Here is a 22010-nt window from a genome sequence, read left to right on the forward strand (position 1 = left end):
GTGTCGAGGTTGGAGATTACCGCATAATGCGATCGGCCCGGATCGGCCGTCGAATATGTACAACGCGCACAATCGGATGTCTCGTTGTCGATATCGTTCGGGGCCGTAGCTCTGGACAGAGCATCAAGGCGGGGGCATGACGAGCAACATCTACACCGACGGGACCTACTTCGATCGAGTGTCCGATTGGCACGCTGGCGATGCGCCGTGGAAGGCGGCCAACATCGCGCGGATCCTCGACCGTCACGGCGTCGGGCCAAGCGTCGTCCACGATGTGGGTTGTGGCAGCGGCGCAGTGATCAATGAGTTGAGTTCGCTGCTCGCTGTCGGGACCGAGTTCGTGGGTTTCGACATCTCGCCGCAGGCCATCGAGTTGGCGGCGACGCATGCTGGCCCCGCAATCGAGTTTCGCGAGGAGGACTACCTGGCGACCGAGCAGTCTCCAGCAGATCTGGTGATGCTCCTCGACGTGTTCGAGCACGTGCCGGACTATCTCGGTTTTCTCGAGACACTGAGCGAACGATCTGATCTGACGATCTTTCACATCCCGCTCGACGTCTGTGCGAAGAGTGTGGTGCGCGGCTCCTACTGGGCGTCGTACATGCGTGAGCAGTACGGCCATCTCCACTACTTCACGCGGGAAACGGCACTGAGTGCTGTCGAGGCGGCCGGTTTCACCGTGATCGATTGTGAGTTCACCGACGACCTCGACTTGCCCGGAATGAAGCCCACGTTCGGTCAGTTCAAGTCGTGGCTCGCGTTTCAGATGCGTCGGGTGCTGTTTCGTGTTCGCCCGAGCCTGGGCGCTGCGGTCTTCCCGCAGTTCAACCTGATGGTGCTGGCGCGGGGGCGTCGGTCTGACTCGTGAATCGACGGCGGCTCGTTTCACCGAGCCGGCGTAGCTGACCTGGAGCTCGGCGCCAGCGCGGCTCGAAGACGGCGACAGAACGAACCTCGCCAGGCGGGGCCCAGGCACTCTTGTACCCGACCGATCCTCCGAGATCGAACGTCTGAAAGCCCGCGGCCCGGGCATGTTCGAACCCGGCGTCGATGACACGATGACCAGACGATTTCGCCGGGTGGTCCAGGTCTCGGGCGATGCATTGCCCGGTCAAACGTGAGCCGACCGCAACGTTGACCGCCCCAGCGATCGGTACGCCGTTCTCTCGGAGACTCACCGTTTGCACCTGGCCGTTCGCAAGCAGATGCGTCCAAACGGCGATGCGATCGGCCGCGGCGACGGCAGCCTGATGAGAATCGTCTCGCCAGTTCGCTTCCCATCGATCCACCGTCCAGCGGAGGTCGCCGACATCGTCGTAGGCGAGTTCGAAGTCGGCTGTTCGATTCCTGGCGGACCGCACCTTTTTCCAGTGGGACGAGGAGCGCCAGTGCGTTTCATAGTCGGCTGGCGGCGCGATATCGGCGACGAATGAGGTCTCGGGCCAACGTTCGTCTGCGCCGTGACGTTCGCCCCATCCTTGGGAAGCCTCGACGCGTATCTCGATGCCGAGTGCCCGAAGTGCGCAACCGAGCTCACCTGCTCGAGCAGCAAACGTCGGCTCGGGTAAGCACTGCGCGGTCACCGGCTCCCAGAAGGTGCCGCGTCGGCGCAGCGAGATCACCGCAATCGGCTCGCGATGTCGAGTGACGATCGCATGGAGCTTCTTGACGCCGTCGCGAGGCTGTGCTGCGATTCGGTGGGCATCGACCCCGAACTCGTCGCGGACACCGATGTCCACGAGCGCTTCGTCGAGTTCGTCTGGCCAATCGTCGAACCATTTGATGCGCACACCACCGCGGCGGTAAGGAATTCTCGCGAGGCGCTCCAGCGTGCGGTCGTACCGTCGAGCGAGGTCGCCCTTGAAACGCTTCAGCGACGCCATTCACGGCACGATAGCCAGTCTGATTGCTTGCACTAGGGTTCGCGGCTTCCTTCGTGGCGCCGTTCGGTAGCCTGCTGCGATGGGTGCTGGGGCCTGGTCAACGTGACGGAGGTGCAGTCGTGGTCAAACTGATTCGGGACGTTGACACGGCGTGGTGGACGGACGTTGCGAAGGAGTCGCCCGCTGCGACGTTCTTTCACACTCCGATCTGGCAGGAGATCGCGGTCTCGTCGTTTCGCGCCGATGAGGCTGCCACGGTCGGATTCGAACTCGATTCCGGAGTTCGAGCCGTGCTCCCCGCAGTTGCGACAAAGCGCCTCGGGCCGCTCCGCAAGCTGACGTCGACAGCCGAAGGGTGCTATGGCGGGCTCATCGCTACAGGGCCTGTCTCGGCGGCAGAACTCGATGAGATCGCTGCGCAAGTACTCGGGCGGACGGTGCTCGCGTTCGACTACTTGGAGAGCCCACTGCCGGGTCCGGCGCAGCTCTCCGATGGTGGCAAGGGGTGGTCCGTCGATCGTGACGAACCGGCGTGGGTCATCGATCTCGACGAAGACTTCGAGCAGGTCTTCTCCGGGTTTCAGAAGCGGCTGCGCGAGCACTACCGCAGCGGCCTCCGCAAGGGTGTCACCATCGCCGAAGCGACGACGGTCGAGTCGTACCGGACTCACTTCGACGCGTACCGCGACGCCGTGGACCGATGGGGGGAGGACGATGGATACGGCTACGGCTGGACCGTGTTCGAAACGATTCAAGACCTCGCCACTCGGCATCCGGAGAACATCAAGCTGTGGCTGATCAGCGTCGACGGGGAACCTGTCGGAGGTCGTCTCGTCTTCTATTGGAACCAGCACGCGACGCTGTGGCACGGGAGCGCCCGACGAGAGTTCCTGAACCATCAGGTGATGCCCGTGGCCGACGTGGACGTGGCTCGTGACGCCGCTGCTCGCGGATACAAGTTCTACGATCTCAACACCACCGGTGACCACCCGGGGGTCGTGAGGTACAAGCAGCGCTTCAACACGAGGGAGGTGCCCTTGCGCTATTGGAGCTACGTCTCGCCCGCAATGCGATCGATACGCGGCGTCCGCGAACTCGGCGAGGCAGCGCTCGGCCGCGTTCGCGCTCGCGGCGGTCAGGAAGGCGGCGCCGGGAGCTCCACCGCCGAGGCCTGATCGGTGCCCAGACGAGCTTGCAAGTAGCGGAGAAAGTCCTCACGCGAGATCTCGTACACGCCGTAGTTCATGACGTGCGGTGTCGCCTCGCCCACGTCGATCGACACCAGTTCTCGCTGTTCGATCACCTCGTTGACAAGCCATGCGAACACGACGGTTCCGGCGCCCGGCTCAGTGTGGAATGTGCTCATGCCGGTGAAGCATCGTCCGACCACTAGTCCCCAGATTCCGGCGACGAGGTCGTCGTCACGGTACGCCCCGACTCCGATGCACACGCCCCGGTTGGCGAGATCGACGTACGAATCGATCAAGTCCTCGGTGATCCAACTCTCCCACTCCCGTCGGCATGCACGGATGATCGGCTCGACGTCGCTGGTGATCCGAATGTCGAGATCGGTTTGGCGAAGTGCTCTTCGAGCGGACCTCGGAAGATGTGCCGATGCTCTGGAAATGACGGCTCGTCGGTCGTATTCCTGCCATTCATGGCCGCCGTCTCGCGCCGTGTTGCCGAGCAACACGAGACCCTGGAGGTGGTTCGGGAGGATGTCGAGACCGTCGATCGGAAGGTGCTCTCTGAGGCGGCGGATCGAGCGGCGTGCGGCGACGTCTGCGTCACCGCTGTGGCCGATCGCGATCTTCACGACTTCGTCGGCTCCGAGCTTCCGAGTCGCCGAGCCGACGACGGTGCTTCTCCAGAACAGGTCGGTAGCGCCCTCGCGCTTCGCGAGCAGGCGACGACGAGCCCCTCGAGCCTTGCGTCGCATCAACGCTGTGACCTGCGACAGCGTTCGGTGCGAGGCTTCGGTGGTCATCGTGCGTCGAGCGTGGAACCGACAGCATCGACCACGGCTCGAACGTCGTCGTCATGCATCGTCGGGAAGAGCGGGAGGACGACGTGGCGATCCTGGGCCCACTCTGACACCGGGAGATCGTGTTCGCCCTCGTAGGGGCGTTCGCGGTGCGAGCACATGATGCCGCGTCGAGAGGCGATGCCTCGATCGAGGAGACCCTGCATGAACTCGCGTTGGTCGGCCCAGTCGGGAAGGCCGAGGAGGTAGCTCTGCCAGTTGCTGCGCGCCCAGTCGGGCTCGATCGGTGTCGTGACGCCCTCGATGTCGGCGAGGAGCATGTCGTAGAGCGCAGCGAGGCGTCGTCGCTCGGCGATGATGCCGTCCATCCGCTTCAGTTGTTCCCGTCCGATCGATGCCTGGATGTCTGTCATCCGGTAGTTGAATCCGAGGACCGAGTGCTCTTCGAAGATGATGTCGGTCGCCGCATGACGCTCGCGGTCACTCACACTCATGCCGTGTTGCCGGAGCAATCGGAACCGAGCGTCGTACGACGAGTCGTTGGTGGTCAACATGCCGCCATCGCCCGTGGTCATCACCTTGCGCGGATGGAACGAGAAGCACGCGATCGCGCCGTGGGCGCGACCGATCTTCTCCCACGTGCCGTTCCACAGGATCTCGCTGCCGATCGCACAGGCCGCATCTTCGACCAGCGGAAGATCGTGGGCGTTCGTGACGTCGAGAACGGCGGCGAGGTCGCACGGCATGCCGACCTGGTGAACGCAGAGCACAGCGGACGTTCGGTCGGTGATCGCCGCAGCGATCGAGGCCGGGTCGATGTTCTTCGTGTCGGCTTCGATGTCGACGAAAACCGGCTCGGCCCCGCAATAGCGAATCGCATTGGCGGTGGCGATGTAGGAATGGCTGACCGTGATCACTTCGTCGCCGGGTTGGACACCGACGGCGAGGAGCGCGAGATGAAGCGCTGTGGTGCAGTTGCTGACAGCGCAGGCATGTTGCGAGCCGACGTAGTCAGCGAAGTCGTCTTCGAAGGCAGCGACCTCCGGTCCCTGGGTGATCCAGCCGGACAAGATGACCCGGCGCGCCGCGTCGGCCTCCTCGTCGCCCATCAACGGGCGGAGGAGCGGAACGCTTCGCGAGGCGTCGGTCATCGACGAGCGTCTCCGTCGATCTCGGCGACCGAGGTCCACCATTCGACGAGGTCGCGCAGTCCGGACTCGAGATCGATCGCCGCGCGAAACCCGAGTTCGTCGGCAGCGCGGTCGACCTCGGCGAGACGTCGAGGAACGGGGTTCACCGATCGCTCTGGTCCGTACTCCGGTGTGAGGTCGCTCCCCATGACCGAGGCGAGCGATCGTGCAAGGTCGTTGAGACTGGTCTCGGTGCCGTTGGCGACGTTGTACACCTCGTCGGAGATCGACGATTGCGCAGCGAGCAGATTCGCCCGCGCGATGTCACGCACATCGACGAAGTCCATCGTCTGAGTCCCGTCACCGAAGATGATCGGCGCCTCGCCGTTCATGATGCGGTCCATCCAGCGAATCAGCACCTCGGTGTACTTGCCGTGAACGTCCATGCGAGGTCCGAACACGTTGAAGTACCGGAGCGCGAGGTAATCGAGGCCGAACATGTCGTTGAACGATCTGAACAGACCTTCGTTGTATGTCTTGAGTGCGCCGTAGAGCGTGCGATTCCCATACGGATGGTGGTCTTCCGTCGTCGGGAACTGCGATGCCATCCCGTAGACCGATGCACTCGACGAGAGCACGACCCGGTCGACGTTCGCGGTGGCTGCAGCCTGTGCAACGTTGAAGGTTCCCGTACCGAGTACGTCGTGGGCGAGTTGTGGATCCTCGGCGCAATGAGTGATCCGGATGGCGGCGAGGTGGAACACGAGGTCGGCGCCGTCGAATGCGGCCTTCAGCGCGTTGGTATCTCTGACGTCGCCTTCGACGATGGTGACGTCACCGATCGATCGCGCGTCGTCGAGGTTGTCGAGGCGGCCGCGAGTGAAGTTGTCGAACACGACGATCTCATTGCAGGCGCCGTCGTTCTGGAGTCGGACGAGCCCATCCGCGATGTGTGAGCCGATGAGGCCGGCGCCGCCGGTGAGCACGACTTTGTCGAATGTCTTCATGATGACGTTGTCCTATTTCGCCGACCAGGCGTGGATTGATTCGGCGACACGTTCTTGGAACTCGACAGGCATCTCGGGATACATGGGGAGGGAGAGGATGGAAGCAGCGGCCGCTTCGGCTTCTGGGAAATCGCCTCGCCCGTGCCCCAATTCGGCGAAGGCTGGTTGGAGATGCACGGGCGTGGGGTAGTGGATGCCCGAAGCGATGCCGTCGGCGGAGAGGTGTGCGGCGAGAGCGTCGCGATCGTCGGAGCGAACCGAGTACACGTGGTACACGTGGCGACGATCGGGGAGTGCGTGTGGCGTGACGACCGCGCTGCCCGCCAACGACTCGTCGTACCGTGCCGCAACCACACGCCGAGCCTCGGTCCACCGTTCGATGTGCGCCATCTTCACGGCGAGGACGGCACCTTGGATCCCTTCGAGTCGATAGTTGAATCCCTTGACCTCGTGATGATGCTTCTCGCGGGCACCCCAGTCGCGGAGGACCCGGACGGCCTCGTCGAGTTCGGCGCTGTTGGTCGTGACCGCGCCGCCTTCGCCGTAGGCTCCGAGGTTCTTGCCCGGGTAGAAGCTGAAACATCCGAGATCGCCGATGCTTCCGACGCGACGCCCCCGGTACTCGGCGCCGTGCGCCTGCGCCGCGTCTTCGACGACGCCGAGGCCGCGACGCGTTGCGATCTCGAGAATCGGGTCCATGTCGGCCGGTTGACCGTACAGATGAACCGGGACGATGGCCTTGGTGTTCGGTGTGATCGCCGGCTCGATCTTGCTGACATCGATGTTGAACGAGACGGGATCGATGTCGACGAAGACCGGATGGGCTCCGCAGTAGCCGATCGCCGCTGCCGTTGCGATGAAGGTGTGCGGGGTCGTGATCACTTCGTCACCCGGGCCGACGCCCAGAGCGAGAAGCGCGAGGTGGAGCGCTGAGGTCCCCGAGCTCGAACCCGCTGCGTGCGCCGCATGGCAATAGGGAGCGAAGAGGTCTTCGAATGCGGCGACACGGCTGCCGAGCACGAACTGGGTGCTGTCGAGGAGTTGGAGGACAGCCTCGTCGATCTCGGGCTTGATCGAGTGATACTGCGCTCGCAGGTCGGCGTAGGGAACGTTCATGAGCCGCTCGTCATCGCCTGGCCGACGTTGCCGTAGGTCACCGACGAGATCAGTCCGTGATGCGTGACCATGCGCACGTCACGGAAACAGCGCTCGATCTGATTGCGTTTGTAGATCGAGAACCCGCCACCGGCTTCGTACAGGTCGTCGACGACGACGGCTGACTGTTCGGCAACGTACCGACCCACCATCTGCGACTGGAGTCCCATGGCGGCGTCGCCCGGCTCTAGGCTCGCGAGAAGTCGCACGTTCTCGTACAAGAACGAGCGGGCTGCCTGCACTGTGGCCTCCGCTCGACCGAGCGCGGCGTTGGTGTTCGGGAGGCGTGCCATCCAGTGCATCTCCTGTTGGCGGTTCTTGAACTCGACCATGGCCTTGAACTCGTCGATCGCGTGCTGTGCGATCCCGAGTGCGACGGCGGCCATCATCGGAGGGCTGTACTCGCTGTAGGGCCGACCGTAGCCGACGCCGTCACTGTCGAGCACCTGCCAGACCCCATCGGCGCGGAACGTGAACTCGTCGGCGACGAAGACGTCGTCGACACGGATGTCGTGGCTCCCGGTCCCACTGAGCCCGGTCGTGTGCCAGGTGTCGAGGATCTCGCATTCGGATGGGGGGAGAAGCAGCGCGAGCAAGAGCGGTTCACCGTCGATGATCACCTTCTTGCCGTCCTCGACGACGGATCCGCCCGTGAGGAAGTAGTCGGCTCCGTGGCAACCACTGGCGAACGACCATTGTCCGGTGAGGCGGTAGCCGCCTGGCACCCGGGTCGCCGTTCCGGTGTTCAGAATACTGCCGGCGACGACGCCTTCACCGTGGTCGTAGACGGCGGATGTCGCGGCGGTCGACATCAGATCGGCGAGCCGTCCGTGGCCGATCGTGACCCAGCCGACCCATCCGAGGGACCCGTCGAGGCGGGCGAGTTCTTCGACGACGCGGGTGGCCGTCGTGAGCGATTCCTGCTCGCCTCCCGCATGGCGTGGGACCATCATGCGTGCGAATCCGGCAGCACGCAATGCGTCGTTGAGTTCGGGAGGCATGCGGCGATCGGCCTCGCCGCGATCGCGGTGCTCGACGGCGAGTTCGGCGATCGATTCGACCTTGTCGAGCCACGCGTCGGTTGCGTCATCGGCTTCGGGCGTTCGCCTCACCTCGTGAATGGCCTGGTTGCCGACCCGCAACCCGGACGCGAGGGGCTTCGACGGCGGCGTAGATCCGTTCGTCTTCCCAGCGGCGCGACGGACCGCGTCCTGTGCCTTGTTGGGCATCCGATCGAAGACTCGTCGAGGCAACGTGCTCATCGGTGTGACCCGTTCCCCGGTAGCGAGACCGGCGTCCCGCCGTTGACCATGGAGGCCGCGGCGGCTTCGAGAATCTCGATCACTCGGAGGCCGGCGTGGCCGTCGGACAGCGGTGTCGCTCCGGTCTCGATGCACTCGATGAAGTGTTGCGCTTCGAGCGCGAGCGCCTCGACGTTGTCGAGGCGTGGGGCCCACATGTCTCCCGTGCGATAGCCGACGTGACGCTGGTACTTCGCGTCGTCGTCGAGAATGATGCCCTTGTCGTAGACCTTGACCTTTTCACTCATGTCGACGTCGTCGTACACGATCATTTGTTCTGAACCGCAGATGAGCGTTTGGCGAACTTTGACGGGAGCGAGCCAGTTCACGTGGAAGTGGGCGATCAGATCGTCGTCGAACATGCAGGTGATGTACGCCATGTTCTCGGGTTGGCCCGCAACGTGTGCGACGCCCGTGCACGACACGCTCTTCGGCGACCGATTCAGAAGATGATCCATGATCGAGAGGTCGTGGACCGCGAGGTCCCACACGACACTCACGTCGCTCTGGAACAGACCGAGGTTCACGCGGACCGAATCGAAGTAGTGCAACTTGCCGAGGCGACCGTCATCGATGAGTTCACGGATCTTGCGAACGGCGCTGGTGTACACGAAGGTGTGATCGACCATCAGCGTGAGTCCGGCGGCGTCGGCGACCTCGATGAGCTTCTTCGCCTCGTCGCTGGTCGATGTCATCGGCTTCTCGACCAGAACGTGCAGCCCGCTCTCAAGTGCACCGAGAGCAAGGTCGAAGTGCGACGTGACCGGAGTGGCGATCGCGACGGCTTCGACATCATCGGCTCCAAAGACTTCGTCGACCGAGGTGCAGGTACGAATCGCTGGATAGATCTTGTTGATCTCGTCGAGGCGAGCCTGGTTTTGATCACAGACGACGGTGACCGACGCTCCGCCGGTTGCGGCGAAGTTCCGGACGAGGTTTGGACCCCAGTATCCGTACCCGATGACAGCGATGTTGACCATGCGCGAGTTCCCCGTCCGATGTTTCATGAACCGGTGACACGCTGTGCTTCCGATTCACTGAGCGTCACCGCCATGTCGAGTGAGTCACAGCGACGCCCGGCCGCGCTCACATACCCCGCGACTCTACCTGGGTTTCCGATGATCAGTGTGTAATCGGGCACATCGTGCGTCACGACGGCACCCGAGCCGATCATCGCCCATCGGCCGACCTCGGTACCCGTGATGATCGTCGCTCCAGCGCCGATCGCGGCGCCGTAGCGGACGAGAATCCTTCCGAGTTCCCAATCGTCGGCCGTCTTGAGGTCGCCTGCCGGTGTGATCGCGCGTGGAACGCGATCGTTGGTGAAAATGACGTGCGGTCCGACGAAGACGCCTGATTCGAGGGTCGTTCCCTCGAACAGTGATGCGTTGTTCTGGATCTTCACGTTGTCGCCGATCGACACGTCCGTGTCGACGAAGACGTTGCGGCCGATGTTGCAGTTCCGGCCGATGCGGGCACCGGGTCGAATCTGCGTGTGCGACCAGACCGCCGTCCCGTCGCCGATCTCGACGCCGTCCTCGACATGCGCGGTCTCATGAATTCGCTGCACAGAATTCCTCTCACTGCTCCTGGCCCATCTGGGCGTGGGGCCACGGCAACAGTATGGCAAACTGCCGATCGTGAGTGGATCGATTCGAGATGCCGTCGACCGATTCATGATGGACGCTGCCCGATGGGTGCGCCCTCAAGAAATCGTTCCGGTCTCGACGCTCAGCGGGCGGGTGATCGCCAAGCTGCTGGTACGGCACCCGCCGTTGCGAGCGATGGCGTGGTTCCGGCTCGCGTCTGCGCTCGCCAGTTCGGGCGTGCGCGGCGTACCGAGCTGGATCCAGCGGCGCCTCCTCCGGTTGTACGGCCTCGAACTGACACCCGGAACGCCGATCGGCGGGGGTCTCTACATCGCGCATCCCGTCGGCTGCGTCCTGGTCGCCGAAGACATCGGCACGAACGTCACCATCATCGGCCAAGTGACGTTCGGAACCCGAACCGACAACCGTTGGCCGATCGTCGGTGACGACACATTCTTCGGTGTCGGCGCCCGAGTTCTGGGTGGGATCACTGTCGGTGCAGCGGCGCGGATCGGAGCGAACGCGGTGGTTCTCGACGATGTTGCTGCCGGAGCGACGGCGGTCGGGAATCCGGCCGAGACCGTACGGACGCGAACGGCAACACGTTGAATCGATCGCAGTCGGCTCGGCTTGGTCGAGTACCCACGCGCCTGTTGTGTCGAGTCGTCGGCGGCGTGGGTCGCGCCGCCATTGCGGCGGTCAGTGGGTTCGTCGGAGCGTGTTCGGCATACCTCGCACTGCTCAGCGTTGCAGCCGTCGCCCGCAGCCGCCGCTCGGTCAACGCGTCCCCGGTCGACGGCGACCTCGTCTTCGTCGTGCTCGTTCCGGCGCACGACGAGCGTGCCGTGATCGACCGAACCATTCGCGCCATGCGAGCGCTCGACTATCCGAGCGCCTCGTTCTCGATCCATGTCGTCGCCGACAACTGCTCGGATGACACCGCTGCGGTCGCTCGTTCGGCCGGAGCGACCGTTCACGAACGAACAGATCCGGCAGCACGTGGGAAGGGTCCAGCGCTCAACTGGCTGCTCGGTCGGGTCGGGCCGTCAGACGCTGTCGCCATCGTCGATGCCGACACGGTGGTGGATCCGGCCTTTCTGACCGAGATGGCGAGGGCTCTCGACGCTGGTGCCGACGTTGCACAGGGGCGTTACGACGTGCTCGACGACTCGACGTCGCCCGCCACGGCGATTCGCGCCGCAGCGCTTGCGTGTCGTCATCATCTGCGCCCCCTCGGCCGCAACGAACTCGGAGGGTCGTGTGGTCTGTACGGCAACGGAATGGTCTTTCGTCGCCACGTTCTCGACGGCCGTCGATGGTCGGGCCACCTGGTCGAGGACGCCGAACTCCAGAATGAACTGTTGCTCGACGAAATCGTCGTGCACTACGTGCCGACCGCGGGGGTCGCCGCGGAAATGCCGGAGAGCCTGGCGTCATCATCCACGCAACACGAACGATGGGAGCTCGGCCGACTGCAGGTCGCCCGAACGTTCATCCCGCCGCTGCTGAGGTCCGCAGCGACCCGACCGAGGCATCGGACTGCTCATCTCGACGCGGTGGCCGACCACCTCGTCCCACCGTTGTCGGTGCTGGTCGCTGCGAACGCGGTGGCCACCACAGTCGGCGTGCTCGGCCTGGCAGGGCGACGATCTCGGCTCCACGCGTTCGCCGGAGCCGGAGCCGGGGTGGCGATCGTCGCCCATGTGCTGGTCGGGTTGCAGCTCGCCGGTGCTCCGCGTTCGACCTACCGGGCACTGTTGTCCGCACCGCGCCTCGTCGTGTGGAAGCTGGCTCTTCTTGCCCGAGTGGCGCTCCGCCCCGGATCGGTCGTATGGACCCGCACCACGCGCAACGACACCAGTACGCCCGTACGAGGAGCGACATGATGCTCAAACCACCCGCGTTGTTGTTCGGTGTTCCGATCGATGACCTCACGATGGCCACGACGCTCGATCTGGTTGCCGAGTTGGTCGAGCGTGGACGCGCCGATGATCGGGTCCATCAGATCGCGACCGTGAACGTCGATTTCGTCGTCAACGCGCTGTTCCAGAACGATCTCGGCGATGTGTTGCGTCGGAGCGACACCAACCTGGCCGACGGCATGCCGATCGTGTGGGCGGCGGCTGCTGCTGGCATGCCGGTTGCGGAGAGAGTCGCTGGTTCGGATCTCGTGCCTCTGCTCGCCGAGCGTGGCGAGCGGGAGGGGTGGCGGATCCACTGTTTCGGGTCATCGCCAGACGTGTCGGCGCGGGCGATTGATCTGCTCCGCAGCCGTCATCCCGGTCTCGACATCACCGCGGAGAGCGGACCGCAGATGAGCGACGTGCGCGACATCGACGATTCCGTGCTCGACGACATCGCGGCGCGAAATGCCGACATCTTGTGTGTCGCGCTCGGTAATCCCAAACAGGAGCGCTTCATCGCGGCGCATCGTGCACGTCTGGGAAACCCGGTGATGATCGGGATCGGAGGTTCGCTCGACATGCTCGTGGGGCACCGTCGACGTGCCCCTGAGTGGATGTGCCGTGCAGGACTCGAGTGGGCGTATCGCGCTGGACAGGAACCCGGCCGCCTCGGTAGAAGATACGCGCGAGACGCTCGGGTCTTCGGTCCTCGAGCCGCTCGTCACATTCGGATCGCTCGTCGAACACATGGCGGCTCTGGTCTGTCATTCACCGTCGGCGAGGCGGTCGCGGTGACGGGTGCACCAACCGTCAGACGCGCTGCCGAATGGCAGCTCGCCGCCGAGGCCATTGCACAGTCGAGACCGCTGGAGATCGACCTCGCCGGCCTGGCCGAACTCGACATCCGGGCGGTGGCACAGCTCGCCGGATTGGTTCGCGTGGCGCGGCGGGCGCAGCAACCACACGCACTCGTCAACGTCGGTCGGGCCCTAGCGCAGTACGCGATGGCCACGCAGAGTGAGGAATGGATCTGCGAAATGACCGAGAACTGACGGATCGAACGCGGTACGAGCGGTAGCCTGGGCGGGTGGAAGAGGGGCATATTCTCACGTCTGGAGCGCATCTGCACGCTGAGCGCCGGCCGAACTATTGGCTCAGGCTCTCAGAGAACCTGTTCAAGAGGTGGTATCTCCTCGCGCTGCCGATCGTCCTCATGCTCGCGATCGGCGTGGTGCTGGCGGGCCGGGTCACGGCGCCATACAAAGCAACCGGCACGTTGAGTGCCTCGAGCAACCCACTCGTCGAAGGTCAAGAAGTCCGAGGTACGTCCATCGACTTCTTCGAGTCGCCGGCCGGCGGAACCGCTCGGCTGATCAACGAACGTCTGCAAACCGATGCCTTCATTGAACGAATCGCCGAGGCGGCCGGGCTCACGGAGTCGATCGAGGCCGGCGGACTGCTCCTCGACGACATCAGGTCGAGGGTGTTCGCCCGCGACATCGGCGAAACGCTCCTCACGATCGAGGCGACGTGGAGCGATCCGGAGACCACTGCCGTGCTCGTCGCCGTCACGATCGAGCAGTATCTCGACTTCGTGCTCACGACCGTCTCCGAGGACGCTGAGGCCGCCGTCGACTTCTACGAAGACCGACTGGCCGAGGCGACCGCGCAGGCCGCCGATGCCGGTCTCGCCTACGACGCCTTCGTCCGTTCGCTGCCCGTCCTCGCCGCCGATGCCGAACTCCCGCTGTCCGATCAGTTGCAACTCAGCCGACTGAACGATCGTGTGATCAACGCTCAGTCGCAGATCGATGATTCGTCGGCGGCGATCGAGGCGTCTCAGCTCAGCGTCATCCAGTCGCGGAGCGAGGCCGGAAAAACACTCGTCATGATCGATCCGCCACAGGTTCCGCTCGAACCCGAATCGACCTCGTCGACGCAGATCCTGCTGCTCGGAGCATTCTTCATGTTGGGCGTGGTGCTGGCGGCGGCCACGCTGCTGCTCTCGACACGTCTCGACGACTCAGTGCAGACAGCGGGTGACGTCGAGACGGCTACGGGCTCCCACGTCGTGGCCGCTGTGCCACGTATCAAGGCCCTGCGCCCTCCTCGGCGCTTGCCGTGGAAACGCAAGTCGCAACCCACTCGGTCGGCGCTCGCGTCGCGCTTGGGTTCCTGACCGCGACAGGTCCCCCGGACGGCGGAGGTGCGGGCGAGCATGGAGACTGAATCGGAAGTGGAGGTAGGGCAACCGCGACGATCCATGGCCCGGAACGCAGCAGCGCTCATGGCCTCACAGTCGGTCACCTGGGTGCTCGCCACCGTCGTCGCCGCAATCGTTCCACGATTCCTCGGCCCGGTCCCGATCGGACGATTGAGCCTCGGCGTCGCGATCTGGCTCATGGTCAGCGTGCTCGCTTCGCTCGGCACTCCGACGATGCTGACGGTCGAGGTGGCGCGCGACGTACCGGCGGCCCGAGTCCTCGCGGCAAGGGCCATTCGCGCCCGCGCCGTCGCGTTCGTCGCTGTCGCTCCGTTCGTCGTGCTGCTGCTCCTCGTTGCTGACTACGAGCGACGCACCGTCGCGATCGTGCTGGCGATGAGCTTCGCTGCGTTCGTGAATCTCGTGTCATCGACCTACGCATCGGTGATCCACGGACTCCAGGAGATGGGCGCCACCGCACGGGTCGAGGTGATCGGCAAGCTACTCAACGCGGTCGCCGTCGTCTCGGCGCTCGCGCTCGGTGGTGGCGCACTGGCCATCGTCGGCGTCGGTGCCGGCGTCTCGGTCGTCTCAGCGGTACTGCTGGTCAACGCGTTCCGGCGGGTCTGTCCTCCGGCTACGTCGACGTCCGACTGGTCGGCGCGCAGGGTCGCGACGGTCGCCGCCCCGTTCCTGCTCGCCGAAGCCTCGCTGGTCGTCTACCAGCAACTCGACACCCTGGTCATGTCGATCCTCGTCGACGAGGAGACGATCGGGTGGTACGCCACCGCCGATCTGTTGTTCGGGTCACTACTGTTCGTCCCGGTCATCTTGATGACGGCGATGTTTCCCGCGATCGCCGACATGCACCAGCGCGACCCGGCCGAGGTCCCTCACTTGCTCGAGCGCTCCTCACGCTCGCTGCTGGTCGTGTCGGTGCCGATCGGCGTCGGCACCATCGTCGTGAGTCGTTCTTTTGTCAACACGCTCTACGGCGACGCGTATGACAATGCAGCCCCCGTTCTGGCGGTGTTCGGCGTCGTCGTCATCCTGTCGTGTCAGACGATCATGCTCGGGCGGTTTGCACTCGCAACGGACCGAGTCGCCTTCTGGGTCCGTCTCATGGTGTTCTCAATTCTCTTGACGGTTCCGCTCGACCTCGTGTTCGTGCCCTGGACTCGAGACCGATTCGACAACGGAGCGCTCGGCGGAGCGCTCGCGTACGTGGTGACGGAGTCGATCATGATGATCGTCGGGGTCGTCAGAATGGCACCCCACCTGCTGACGATGCGTACGCTCGACCGCGTCCTACGCTGTGGAGCCGCAGGCGGCCTGATGTTGTGGGTCGGTTGGCAATTCAGAGACATGGTGTTCGTGATTCCAGGTACCGTGTCGGTTGGTGTGTACGTCGTGGCCGTTTGGTTGTTGCGGGTGCTGAGCGAAGACGAAATCGATCAACTTCGGCGTCTGACTCGGGTGTTCCGCTCGCGTTGGCCAGGCCGACACAAGAAGGCGGAGCGATGAGCGCGACGAGCAAGGAGATGACCGACATGGACATCCAGGAGCACGAGACGAAGCCACCGCGTCGGGACGAGGATCGTGGGTCGGCGGTGGCCGACCTCGACCTGACCGAGTCCGACAAGATCGGCGGCATTGAGCTGGCCGAACTCGACGCGATCGGCGATCGCATCCCTGACGCGCTCGCGGAGTCGGTGCGATACGTCGTGTCGCGAGCGCGTCTCGACGAGCACAGCGTGGTGCCGGCGCGAATCGGTGTTGTCTCGTCCGTCTCGGGTGATGGAACCACCACCGTGGCGTTGGCACTGACGGCGATGCTCGACGAGCAGGCCCCTGGCCAGACGTGCTGGGTCGATCTCAACTGGTGGTCAAGGAGCGATGCGGCCTCGGTTCTCGACGAAGCGGGGCCTGGCCTCTACGAAGTCCTACGCGGCGAGGCGGAACTCGACGCGGTGATTCGAACGAGTGGCGGTATCGCCACGCTCCGACGCGGTGGCGTTCCAGACGACGAGCGTCACCGCGTTGCTCGCTCCGGGGCCATGGACCGTCTGATCGACGAGTTGGCCGGCCGGTATCAGCACTTGGTGCTCGACATCCCGCCACTGCTCGGAGGTAGTGATTCGCTCGAGATGCTGCGTCACGCCGACGCCCACCTGCTGGTGGTTCGCCACGGCGTCACCACAGTTTCCCAAGTGCGAACTGCCGTGGACCAGATCGCCGGTGTCGAGTCAATGGGCGTCATTCTCAATCAGGTCAAGACCCGGACGCCGCGCCCCTTCCGTCGATGGCTCTCTCGCTGACGAGTCGAAGTCTCGCGGCCGCTGCGGCCAGCTGGTCGCGCTCCGAGACGCGGCGGGATCGCGCATGAAGGTCTTCATCGGGTTTCTTCTCGCCGTGATGATCGTGTCGGGCGTGCGGCCATCGCTCCTCGTCGATCGACCCCGCCGTCTGATCGTGCTGTGCGTGATCGTCGGCGCCAGCTTCCTCAGCATGCGAGTGGTGCAGTGATCGCCACGTCGGTGCGACGACGCGCATCCGACGTCGTCGGGCGGGTTCTGAGCAGTCAACAGCTCTCGTTTCTGATCGCGTACGGTGCGCTGCTGTTCGTCGGATTGTTCGTGGCCGGTATCTCCTGGAAGCGCTCGTACCAGCCGTATCTCGGCATCTCGTTGGCACTGCTGCTTTGCATCTGGGTGGCCTGGTTCGTGCGACCGCGCCTCGGTTTGGCGTTGACGGTGTTCTGTGCGCTGATCGGCGACGCGGTCACCGTGTCGTGGTTTCCTTTCAACAAGAACATGTCGAGCCCGGAGTCACTGCTCTTCATCGCGGACGGGCTGACGATCAGTCCGCTCGAGATGACCTTGGGCGTCGCTGTCGTCGCGGTCGGCTTGCACGGGCTCGCCGAGCGAGGCCGACCGTTCGAATCGAGTCCGTTGATCCGTCCGCTCGCCGTGTTCGTCGCAGCGGTGGTGTTTGGCTTCCTGAACGGCATCGCCCGCGGAGGCGACCTGCGCGCCGCGGTGTTCGAGGTTCGACCTCTGCTCTACTTCCCGGTGGTCTATCTCCTCGCTGCGAACGTGTGTCGAGATGCTCGTGATTTCCGACGGGTGTTCTATTTGGCGCTCGCCGCCATCACGATCCAGTCGTTGTTGTCGATCGAGTACCTGCTTCGCCAGCCCGCCTTCGTGCGTGAGAACCTCGAAACGCTCACCGAGCACGGATCGAGCATCGGGATGAACCTCATCGCGATTGTCCTGCTGACGAGCCTGACGATCCGGAGTTGCTCCACGCGGCTGCGTTGGCTGCTGTTCCTCGCAGCGATACCGGTCACCGTCATCTACCTGCTCTCACAGCGCAGGGCGGCGTTCATCGGATTCGCGGTGGCGTTGATTCTGCTCTGCGTCGTTCTGTTCTGGCGTCAGCGGAACACGTTCTGGAAGGTGGTTCCGGCGCTTGCTGTCGTCGCGCTCGGTTATGTCGGGGCGTTCTGGAACTCCGACACCACGATCGGGTTCCCGGCTCAGGCGGTGAAGACCGTGATCGCTCCCGATCAACTCAGTGAGAAGGACCAGAGTTCCGACATCTATCGCGTCATCGAAAACATCGACCTCCACGCAACCATCAGATCCTCACCGATCACGGGCCTCGGTTTCGGTCAGAAGTTTCTCCGACCGATCCCGCTGCCCGACATCAGTGCGTTCGAGTTCAACGAGTACATCCCGCACAACTCATTTCTCTGGATCTGGATCAAGACCGGGTTCGCCGGTTTCGTCACGCTGCTGTACGTGATGGCCCGTTCGATCTCACTCGGGATGTCGCGGGTGCGTCGTCAGCGGCGCGGTGACGACCTCGCCATCACGGTCGGAGCCTTGGCATTCGTGGTGATGTACAGCATCTTCGTGTACGTCGACATCGCGTGGGAGCCTCGCAATGCTGTGCTGTTCGGGACGGCGCTTGCGCTCTGCACCAGTCAGCTCAAGCGATCCGAGGTCGAGAACCCGGCCTCGGAGATCGGCACCCCGGTCGCGGAGGCAGACCGCGAGATGTCGTCTCAGAGCCGATGACGCGCATTATCACCGTGCTGCGAGAGGAGTTCGCTCCAGCGAGTGTTGTCCACCGGCGGATGTTCGCCGTGTGGCTGGCGAACAGGCTTCCCAATGCGATGTTCGTTCGGGTCCGAACGGCATTGTTCCGGGTCGCAGGCATCGAGATCGGACACGGTTCGGCAATCCTCGGCCGGGTCCGTGTGTGGGGAGCCGAATCGTTGTCGATCGGTCGGAACACCACGCTGAGTCCACCGGTCGCGATCTGCCTCGATGCAGCCGTCGAGATCGGCGACGGCGTCCTCATTGGGCACGACACGATTCTTGCCACCGGGCGCCATGAAATCGGTCCGGCCGACGCTCGGGGTGGGCCGCTTGCACCCGAGCCGATCACCATCGGCAACGGCGTCTGGATCGGGGCATCGGTGCTCATCTTGCCAGGTGTCACGATCGGAGATGGGGCCGTCGTCGCTGGAGGCGCGGTCGTGACCGCCGATGTCGCTGCCAACACGATCGTCGGCGGTGTGCCGGCGTCAGTGTTGCGTTCGCTGTGATCAGCCGACCGAGGTGATGATCTCGGCGAGACGCTGCGCGTACACGTCGATGTCCGCCACGATGGTCGTGTAGCGGCGCGCGGCGGAACCAAGACGGTCGGCTTCATCTGGGTCCTCGAGGAGGCGCACGATCGCCGCTCTCAGGGCGGCCACGTCGCCCGGAGGTACGTAGACACCCGTGTCGCCGTCGACGATCACGTCGGTCTGGCCGATCGTCCGGGTGCAGATGACCGCTCGCTCCATCGCCATCGCCTCGAGAATCGTGGTGACCCCGGCCTGAAACTCGACGTCGAGGAGCGGCATGACCACGAAGGCCGCCTCGGCGTAGAGTCGTCGCAACTCGACGAAGTCGAGGCGGCAGACGGTGACATTGGCGGGAATCGCACGCTCGTCAACCGTCGACCGTCGACGCGACCACGGGCTGGCGGCAGCGAGAACGACGTCGACATCGAGGCCGTCGACCGCGGCGAGCAGTGTTTCGTAGTCGCGTTGCTCGAGGCCCGCCGAGCAGATCATTCTTCTCCGAGCCACTTCGATCTCGGTGGATGCGAAGAATCGAGAGTCGACCATGAAGGAGGTCAGATGGATTCGGCGTTCTTCGACACCCAGTTCGCGTAGTGCATTGACCTGGCGTGACGCGTACACGAAGTAGTTGTCGATCAGCGGGCGCAGCTTCAGGGTGCGAAACAGCAAGGTCTTCTTCGGCACCGACATGATGTGGACGATCATGTGATGGCGCGGCCGTTTCCTCCGGAACCGGCTCAGGGCGGCGTACGGCAGCCCGACCTGCTCACCGTCGGTGAAGACATCGGTGACATGACGACCACGCCGGTGAAGAGCAACAGCGAGTGCCACGTTCTTTCCGAAAATGCGAGACAGCACGCGGCCGGTGCGCCCGAGGCTGCTGATCGCCGTGTCGTAGTCGAGCAGCTCGCCGGAGAGGTGCTCGGCCAACACCCGATAGTCGGCGCGCGGGCGCGTTCCACCAGCGATGTCGTCGTCGAGGGTCGCGGGAATCGATCCGGAGACGGCGATGACGGCGGAACGCTGTGCCGCAGCGGATGAATCGGTCATGGCGCTCGACCGGCGAGCGCGAGATCGACGTGCGCCGCGAGCGCGCCGATCTCGAGAATCTCTCCGACCACTTCCGGGTCGAGTTCGAGTTCGAACTCGTCCTCGATCGCGACCATGAGGTTCAGCTGCGCCAACGAGTCCCAGCTCGGGACGTCGGCCGGAGTGGTTGCAGCCGAGATGTCGTCTCTGGTGGTGTCGAACAGGGCCGACGCGAGATCGATGATCCTCTCGACGGTGGGTGTGTTCATTCGGCTTCCTCCAGATTGGTGACCGAGAGCCAACTCGGGGTGGTGACAACACTGCCACGGTCGAGCCGCCAGTGCTCGCCCGATGGCTCGGCGCCGGGGTTCGTCGTAGCGGCAAAACCGCTCTGCTCGAACAACTGGGCTGCCGGCGCGTTCTTGGCGGTCGGGATGAACACGCCTTCGAGGTGCTCGGCGCCCACTGCCCAAGCTCTCGTGGCGGTTCGGGCGACCATCGCGTGTTCGATGCCTCTGCCGATGACACGACAGCTCAGCAGGAGCGTGTCGATGTGAGCGACGGCGCCCAGGTGACGGACGATCGACACACCGACGATGCCGTGGTCACCGAAACGGTCGGCGGCCCGAACGACGGTGATGTCGACGTCGGGGTCGGCGGCCAGCCGATCCATCTCGGGCACCGAGTACCGACGAGTCGTGACGTTGAACTGGTTCGTCTTCTGTGTGAGTTGTGCGACCCGCTCGACGTCGTTGTTGCCGCAAGCAGCCAGCGTGATGCGCATGTCGAGCGACGCCAGATAGTCGTCGAACGAGATCGCGTCGTGGCGTGCTGCTCGCCGTTCGCGTTGCTGCTCGTACATCTCGGCCCGTCGACGGTCGTCGTCGGTCAGCGAAATGCGTTCGAGCCGGGGATGCCCGATCAACGGGTTTGAGGTAGCGCTCGGTGGAGCGCTCAACTCGACGACGGTGACCTCTGGGAGCCGGCGACGAACCTCATCGCACTCGGCGGGATTGTCGTCGACGAAGAGCAGCGAATCGACACCGATGTCGAGTTCATCGGCGATCGAGACGAGGTTGTCGGCCTTGCTGTTCCAGTTCGATCGAATGGTCGAGAAGTCGTCGGTTCGCAGCACCATCCACGGATGTCGTTCGAGGACATCGAGAGCATCGGACTCGTTGTTCTTCGAACACACTGCGAGCAAGATTCCGCGTGAACGGATGTCGCGGAGTGTCCGCTGGAATTCTCGGTACCCGAGACCGCGAAGCGAGTCCTCGCCGAGGTCGATTCCGTCGGTTCCGACTTCTCCGATGACGCCGCCCCAGAGCGTGTTGTCGAGGTCGACGACCACGGCCTTGGCGACCGCACCCGTTGCGGGAAACAGATGCCGCAGCCACTCGTCGACGAGGTGGATCATCGCGGCTGGCCGGATCGGCATCTTCATCGCTCGCCACTTCGACGCGTCGAACCAGGCGTGGCTTCCGACTCGGCTGATGATCGAACCGATGTCGAGAACGGAGACGCCGCTGAGCTCGGACGCGATCTCGTCGAGTTCGTCGTTGATGCGCCGGATCGCACGCGCTTGGCCGGAGGCGGAGCGACGGTCGGCGATGCCTGCCGCGGCGTGGATCGGCACTTCGAGCGAGTGGACGATCAGATGTGCGCTCGAGGCGTCGCGGAACGTTCTGAGCATGGATCGAAACTCGTTGGTGACACGTTCGACCGCGGCGTCGACGGCGTCGGCATGGAGCAACGCGAAGTCGTTCCACAGGTCGGGGGCCACGTCCCTCGTCTGCGTCGCGACGATGACGGCATCGAACGATTGCCCGGCGAGCACCGATTGCTCGGGGGCGTACAGGTCCTGCGCGTAGGTGTTGAATCCGCCGACGTCGACTTCCATCCCGACGCCGTGGAGCGCAGCGGCGGCGCGTAGGAGTGGCAGCAGGGGCTCGACCGTGAACGAACGCACGATGCCGACCTTGATCATGTGTGGGCGGTCGGCGTCGACGAGTACGTGCTGGCGCTGCTCGATGAATCCGGCAGAGGCTGCGCCAGGCTTGAGCGTCCAGATCTGTTCGAGTTCTCGTCGAGCGCCAGCGATGTCGCCGTCGGCGATCAACACATCGACCCGGCTGCGGCGCGCAGCGAGTTCGTCGTCCGCCTGACCCACGTCGCCATCGTACCGA

Annotated in this window: 22 protein-coding genes; 11 read left to right on the forward strand and 11 right to left on the reverse strand. The window is 64.2% G+C overall.

All coding sequences use genetic code 11. The features are described from left to right. Positions 1–136: 136 nt before the first annotated feature. Complete coding sequence (locus tag YM304_RS07215; protein ID WP_015440999.1) at positions 137–868, forward strand: class I SAM-dependent methyltransferase; 732 nt, start codon at positions 137–139, stop codon at positions 866–868. On the opposite strand, the gene YM304_RS07220 is transcribed toward YM304_RS07215, so the two are convergent. Further along, the gene (locus tag YM304_RS07220; protein WP_015441000.1) at positions 825–1883 is read right to left on the reverse strand and encodes a GNAT family N-acetyltransferase; all 1059 of its coding nucleotides are present in this window, start codon (positions 1881–1883) and stop codon (positions 825–827) included. The two genes, YM304_RS07215 and YM304_RS07220, sit on opposite strands and share 44 nt — an antisense overlap. A 119-nt stretch (positions 1884–2002) precedes the next feature. On the opposite strand from YM304_RS07220, the gene YM304_RS07225 reads away from it, so the two are divergent. Beyond that, positions 2003–3058 carry a GNAT family N-acetyltransferase gene (locus YM304_RS07225; protein ID WP_015441001.1) on the forward strand — a complete coding sequence of 352 codons (1056 nt, stop codon included), beginning with the start codon at positions 2003–2005 and terminating at the stop codon, positions 3056–3058. On the opposite strand, the gene YM304_RS07230 is transcribed toward YM304_RS07225, so the two are convergent. The 7 genes from YM304_RS07230 to YM304_RS07260 are packed head-to-tail and all read right to left on the reverse strand — an operon-like array spanning position 3019 to position 10030. Then, positions 3019–3870 (reverse strand): leucyl/phenylalanyl-tRNA--protein transferase, encoded by an 852-nt coding sequence (locus YM304_RS07230; protein WP_041298097.1) that lies wholly within the window; start codon positions 3868–3870, stop codon positions 3019–3021. The genes YM304_RS07225 and YM304_RS07230 overlap by 40 nt on opposite strands. Beyond that, positions 3867–5018 carry a DegT/DnrJ/EryC1/StrS family aminotransferase gene (locus tag YM304_RS07235; protein ID WP_015441003.1) on the reverse strand — a complete coding sequence of 384 codons (1152 nt, stop codon included), beginning with the start codon at positions 5016–5018 and terminating at the stop codon, positions 3867–3869. The genes YM304_RS07230 and YM304_RS07235 overlap by 4 nt, the downstream gene beginning before the upstream one ends. Next, positions 5015–6004 carry an NAD-dependent epimerase/dehydratase family protein gene (locus tag YM304_RS07240; protein WP_015441004.1) on the reverse strand — a complete coding sequence of 330 codons (990 nt, stop codon included), beginning with the start codon at positions 6002–6004 and terminating at the stop codon, positions 5015–5017. Before YM304_RS07240 ends, YM304_RS07235 begins: the two co-directional genes overlap by 4 nt. 12 nt (positions 6005–6016) lie before the next feature. Further along, on the reverse strand, positions 6017–7120 hold the full coding sequence (locus YM304_RS07245; protein ID WP_015441005.1) for a DegT/DnrJ/EryC1/StrS family aminotransferase: 1104 nt from the start codon (positions 7118–7120) through the stop codon (positions 6017–6019). After that, a complete protein-coding gene (locus YM304_RS07250) occupies positions 7117–8421 on the reverse strand; it encodes an acyl-CoA dehydrogenase family protein (protein WP_083908255.1) in 1305 nt (434 codons plus the stop codon). Before YM304_RS07250 ends, YM304_RS07245 begins: the two co-directional genes overlap by 4 nt. Beyond that, positions 8418–9440 (reverse strand): Gfo/Idh/MocA family protein, encoded by a 1023-nt coding sequence (locus YM304_RS07255; protein WP_015441007.1) that lies wholly within the window; start codon positions 9438–9440, stop codon positions 8418–8420. The genes YM304_RS07250 and YM304_RS07255 overlap by 4 nt, the downstream gene beginning before the upstream one ends. 23 nt (positions 9441–9463) lie before the next feature. Further along, positions 9464–10030, reverse strand: a complete 567-nt coding sequence (locus tag YM304_RS07260; protein WP_015441008.1) for an acyltransferase — start codon at positions 10028–10030, stop codon at positions 9464–9466. A 70-nt stretch (positions 10031–10100) separates the two neighbouring features. Here YM304_RS07260 and YM304_RS07265 point away from each other — a divergent pair, with 70 nt between their 5' ends. The 9 genes from YM304_RS07265 (at position 10101) to YM304_RS25655 (ending at position 18771) form a co-directional block, all read left to right on the forward strand. Next, the gene (locus YM304_RS07265; protein ID WP_197536940.1) at positions 10101–10658 is read left to right on the forward strand and encodes a serine O-acetyltransferase; all 558 of its coding nucleotides are present in this window, start codon (positions 10101–10103) and stop codon (positions 10656–10658) included. 65 nt (positions 10659–10723) lie between these two features. After that, complete coding sequence (locus YM304_RS07270) at positions 10724–11935, forward strand: glycosyltransferase family 2 protein (RefSeq protein WP_015441010.1); 1212 nt, start codon at positions 10724–10726, stop codon at positions 11933–11935. Continuing rightward, positions 11932–13005 carry a WecB/TagA/CpsF family glycosyltransferase gene (locus YM304_RS07275; protein ID WP_051071347.1) on the forward strand — a complete coding sequence of 358 codons (1074 nt, stop codon included), beginning with the start codon at positions 11932–11934 and terminating at the stop codon, positions 13003–13005. Before YM304_RS07270 ends, YM304_RS07275 begins: the two co-directional genes overlap by 4 nt. Positions 13006–13166: 161 nt before the next feature. Then, positions 13167–14132, forward strand: coding sequence for a hypothetical protein (locus YM304_RS07280; protein WP_041298099.1), 966 nt, complete (start codon positions 13167–13169; stop codon positions 14130–14132). A gap of 84 nt (positions 14133–14216) precedes the next feature. Then, positions 14217–15680: an oligosaccharide flippase family protein gene (locus tag YM304_RS07285; RefSeq protein WP_162142046.1), complete on the forward strand. Its 1464-nt coding sequence runs from the start codon at positions 14217–14219 to the stop codon at positions 15678–15680. After that, positions 15677–16474, forward strand: a complete 798-nt coding sequence (locus tag YM304_RS22180; protein WP_015441014.1) for a tyrosine-protein kinase family protein — start codon at positions 15677–15679, stop codon at positions 16472–16474. Before YM304_RS07285 ends, YM304_RS22180 begins: the two co-directional genes overlap by 4 nt. Positions 16475–16538: 64 nt before the next feature. Then, complete coding sequence (locus YM304_RS24655; protein ID WP_154723351.1) at positions 16539–16682, forward strand: hypothetical protein; 144 nt, start codon at positions 16539–16541, stop codon at positions 16680–16682. Further along, positions 16679–18238, forward strand: coding sequence for an O-antigen ligase family protein (locus YM304_RS07295; protein ID WP_015441015.1), 1560 nt, complete (start codon positions 16679–16681; stop codon positions 18236–18238). The genes YM304_RS24655 and YM304_RS07295 overlap by 4 nt, the downstream gene beginning before the upstream one ends. Next, on the forward strand, positions 18235–18771 hold the full coding sequence (locus tag YM304_RS25655; RefSeq protein WP_015441016.1) for an acyltransferase: 537 nt from the start codon (positions 18235–18237) through the stop codon (positions 18769–18771). Before YM304_RS07295 ends, YM304_RS25655 begins: the two co-directional genes overlap by 4 nt. Here YM304_RS25655 and YM304_RS07305 read toward each other — a convergent pair whose 3' ends face one another. From YM304_RS07305 to YM304_RS07315, 3 genes are read right to left on the reverse strand one after another with little or no spacing between them, the layout of a single operon-like run. After that, complete coding sequence (locus tag YM304_RS07305) at positions 18772–19845, reverse strand: glycosyltransferase family 4 protein (protein WP_015441017.1); 1074 nt, start codon at positions 19843–19845, stop codon at positions 18772–18774. Continuing rightward, positions 19842–20093: an acyl carrier protein gene (locus YM304_RS07310; protein ID WP_015441018.1), complete on the reverse strand. Its 252-nt coding sequence runs from the start codon at positions 20091–20093 to the stop codon at positions 19842–19844. Before YM304_RS07310 ends, YM304_RS07305 begins: the two co-directional genes overlap by 4 nt. After that, positions 20090–21994, reverse strand: coding sequence for an HAD-IIIC family phosphatase (locus tag YM304_RS07315; RefSeq protein WP_015441019.1), 1905 nt, complete (start codon positions 21992–21994; stop codon positions 20090–20092). The genes YM304_RS07310 and YM304_RS07315 overlap by 4 nt, the downstream gene beginning before the upstream one ends. Between the last annotated feature and the right edge of the window lie 16 nt (positions 21995–22010).

Source organism: Ilumatobacter coccineus YM16-304, from assembly GCF_000348785.1.
GTDB lineage: Bacteria > Actinomycetota > Acidimicrobiia > Acidimicrobiales > Ilumatobacteraceae > Ilumatobacter_A > Ilumatobacter_A coccineus.

Excerpts from the sequence above, each read along its gene's own strand:
- YM304_RS07215 (WP_015440999.1), top strand. The coding sequence starts at position 137 with ATGACGAGCAACATCTACACCGACGGGACCTACTTCGATCGAGTGTCC.
- YM304_RS07220 (WP_015441000.1), bottom strand. The coding sequence starts at position 1,883 with ATGGCGTCGCTGAAGCGTTTCAAGGGCGACCTCGCTCGACGGTACGAC.
- YM304_RS07230 (WP_041298097.1), bottom strand. The coding sequence starts at position 3,870 with ATGACCACCGAAGCCTCGCACCGAACGCTGTCGCAGGTCACAGCGTTG.
- YM304_RS07235 (WP_015441003.1), bottom strand. The coding sequence starts at position 5,018 with ATGACCGACGCCTCGCGAAGCGTTCCGCTCCTCCGCCCGTTGATGGGC.
- YM304_RS07240 (WP_015441004.1), bottom strand. The coding sequence starts at position 6,004 with ATGAAGACATTCGACAAAGTCGTGCTCACCGGCGGCGCCGGCCTCATC.
- YM304_RS07245 (WP_015441005.1), bottom strand. The coding sequence starts at position 7,120 with ATGAACGTTCCCTACGCCGACCTGCGAGCGCAGTATCACTCGATCAAG.
- YM304_RS07250 (WP_083908255.1), bottom strand. The coding sequence starts at position 8,421 with ATGAGCACGTTGCCTCGACGAGTCTTCGATCGGATGCCCAACAAGGCA.
- YM304_RS07255 (WP_015441007.1), bottom strand. The coding sequence starts at position 9,440 with ATGGTCAACATCGCTGTCATCGGGTACGGATACTGGGGTCCAAACCTC.
- YM304_RS07275 (WP_051071347.1), top strand. The coding sequence starts at position 11,932 with ATGATGCTCAAACCACCCGCGTTGTTGTTCGGTGTTCCGATCGATGAC.
- YM304_RS07280 (WP_041298099.1), top strand. The coding sequence starts at position 13,167 with ATGCTCGCGATCGGCGTGGTGCTGGCGGGCCGGGTCACGGCGCCATAC.
- YM304_RS07285 (WP_162142046.1), top strand. The coding sequence starts at position 14,217 with ATGGCCCGGAACGCAGCAGCGCTCATGGCCTCACAGTCGGTCACCTGG.
- YM304_RS22180 (WP_015441014.1), top strand. The coding sequence starts at position 15,677 with ATGAGCGCGACGAGCAAGGAGATGACCGACATGGACATCCAGGAGCAC.
- YM304_RS24655 (WP_154723351.1), top strand. The coding sequence starts at position 16,539 with ATGAAGGTCTTCATCGGGTTTCTTCTCGCCGTGATGATCGTGTCGGGC.
- YM304_RS25655 (WP_015441016.1), top strand. The coding sequence starts at position 18,235 with ATGACGCGCATTATCACCGTGCTGCGAGAGGAGTTCGCTCCAGCGAGT.
- YM304_RS07305 (WP_015441017.1), bottom strand. The coding sequence starts at position 19,845 with ATGACCGATTCATCCGCTGCGGCACAGCGTTCCGCCGTCATCGCCGTC.
- YM304_RS07310 (WP_015441018.1), bottom strand. The coding sequence starts at position 20,093 with ATGAACACACCCACCGTCGAGAGGATCATCGATCTCGCGTCGGCCCTG.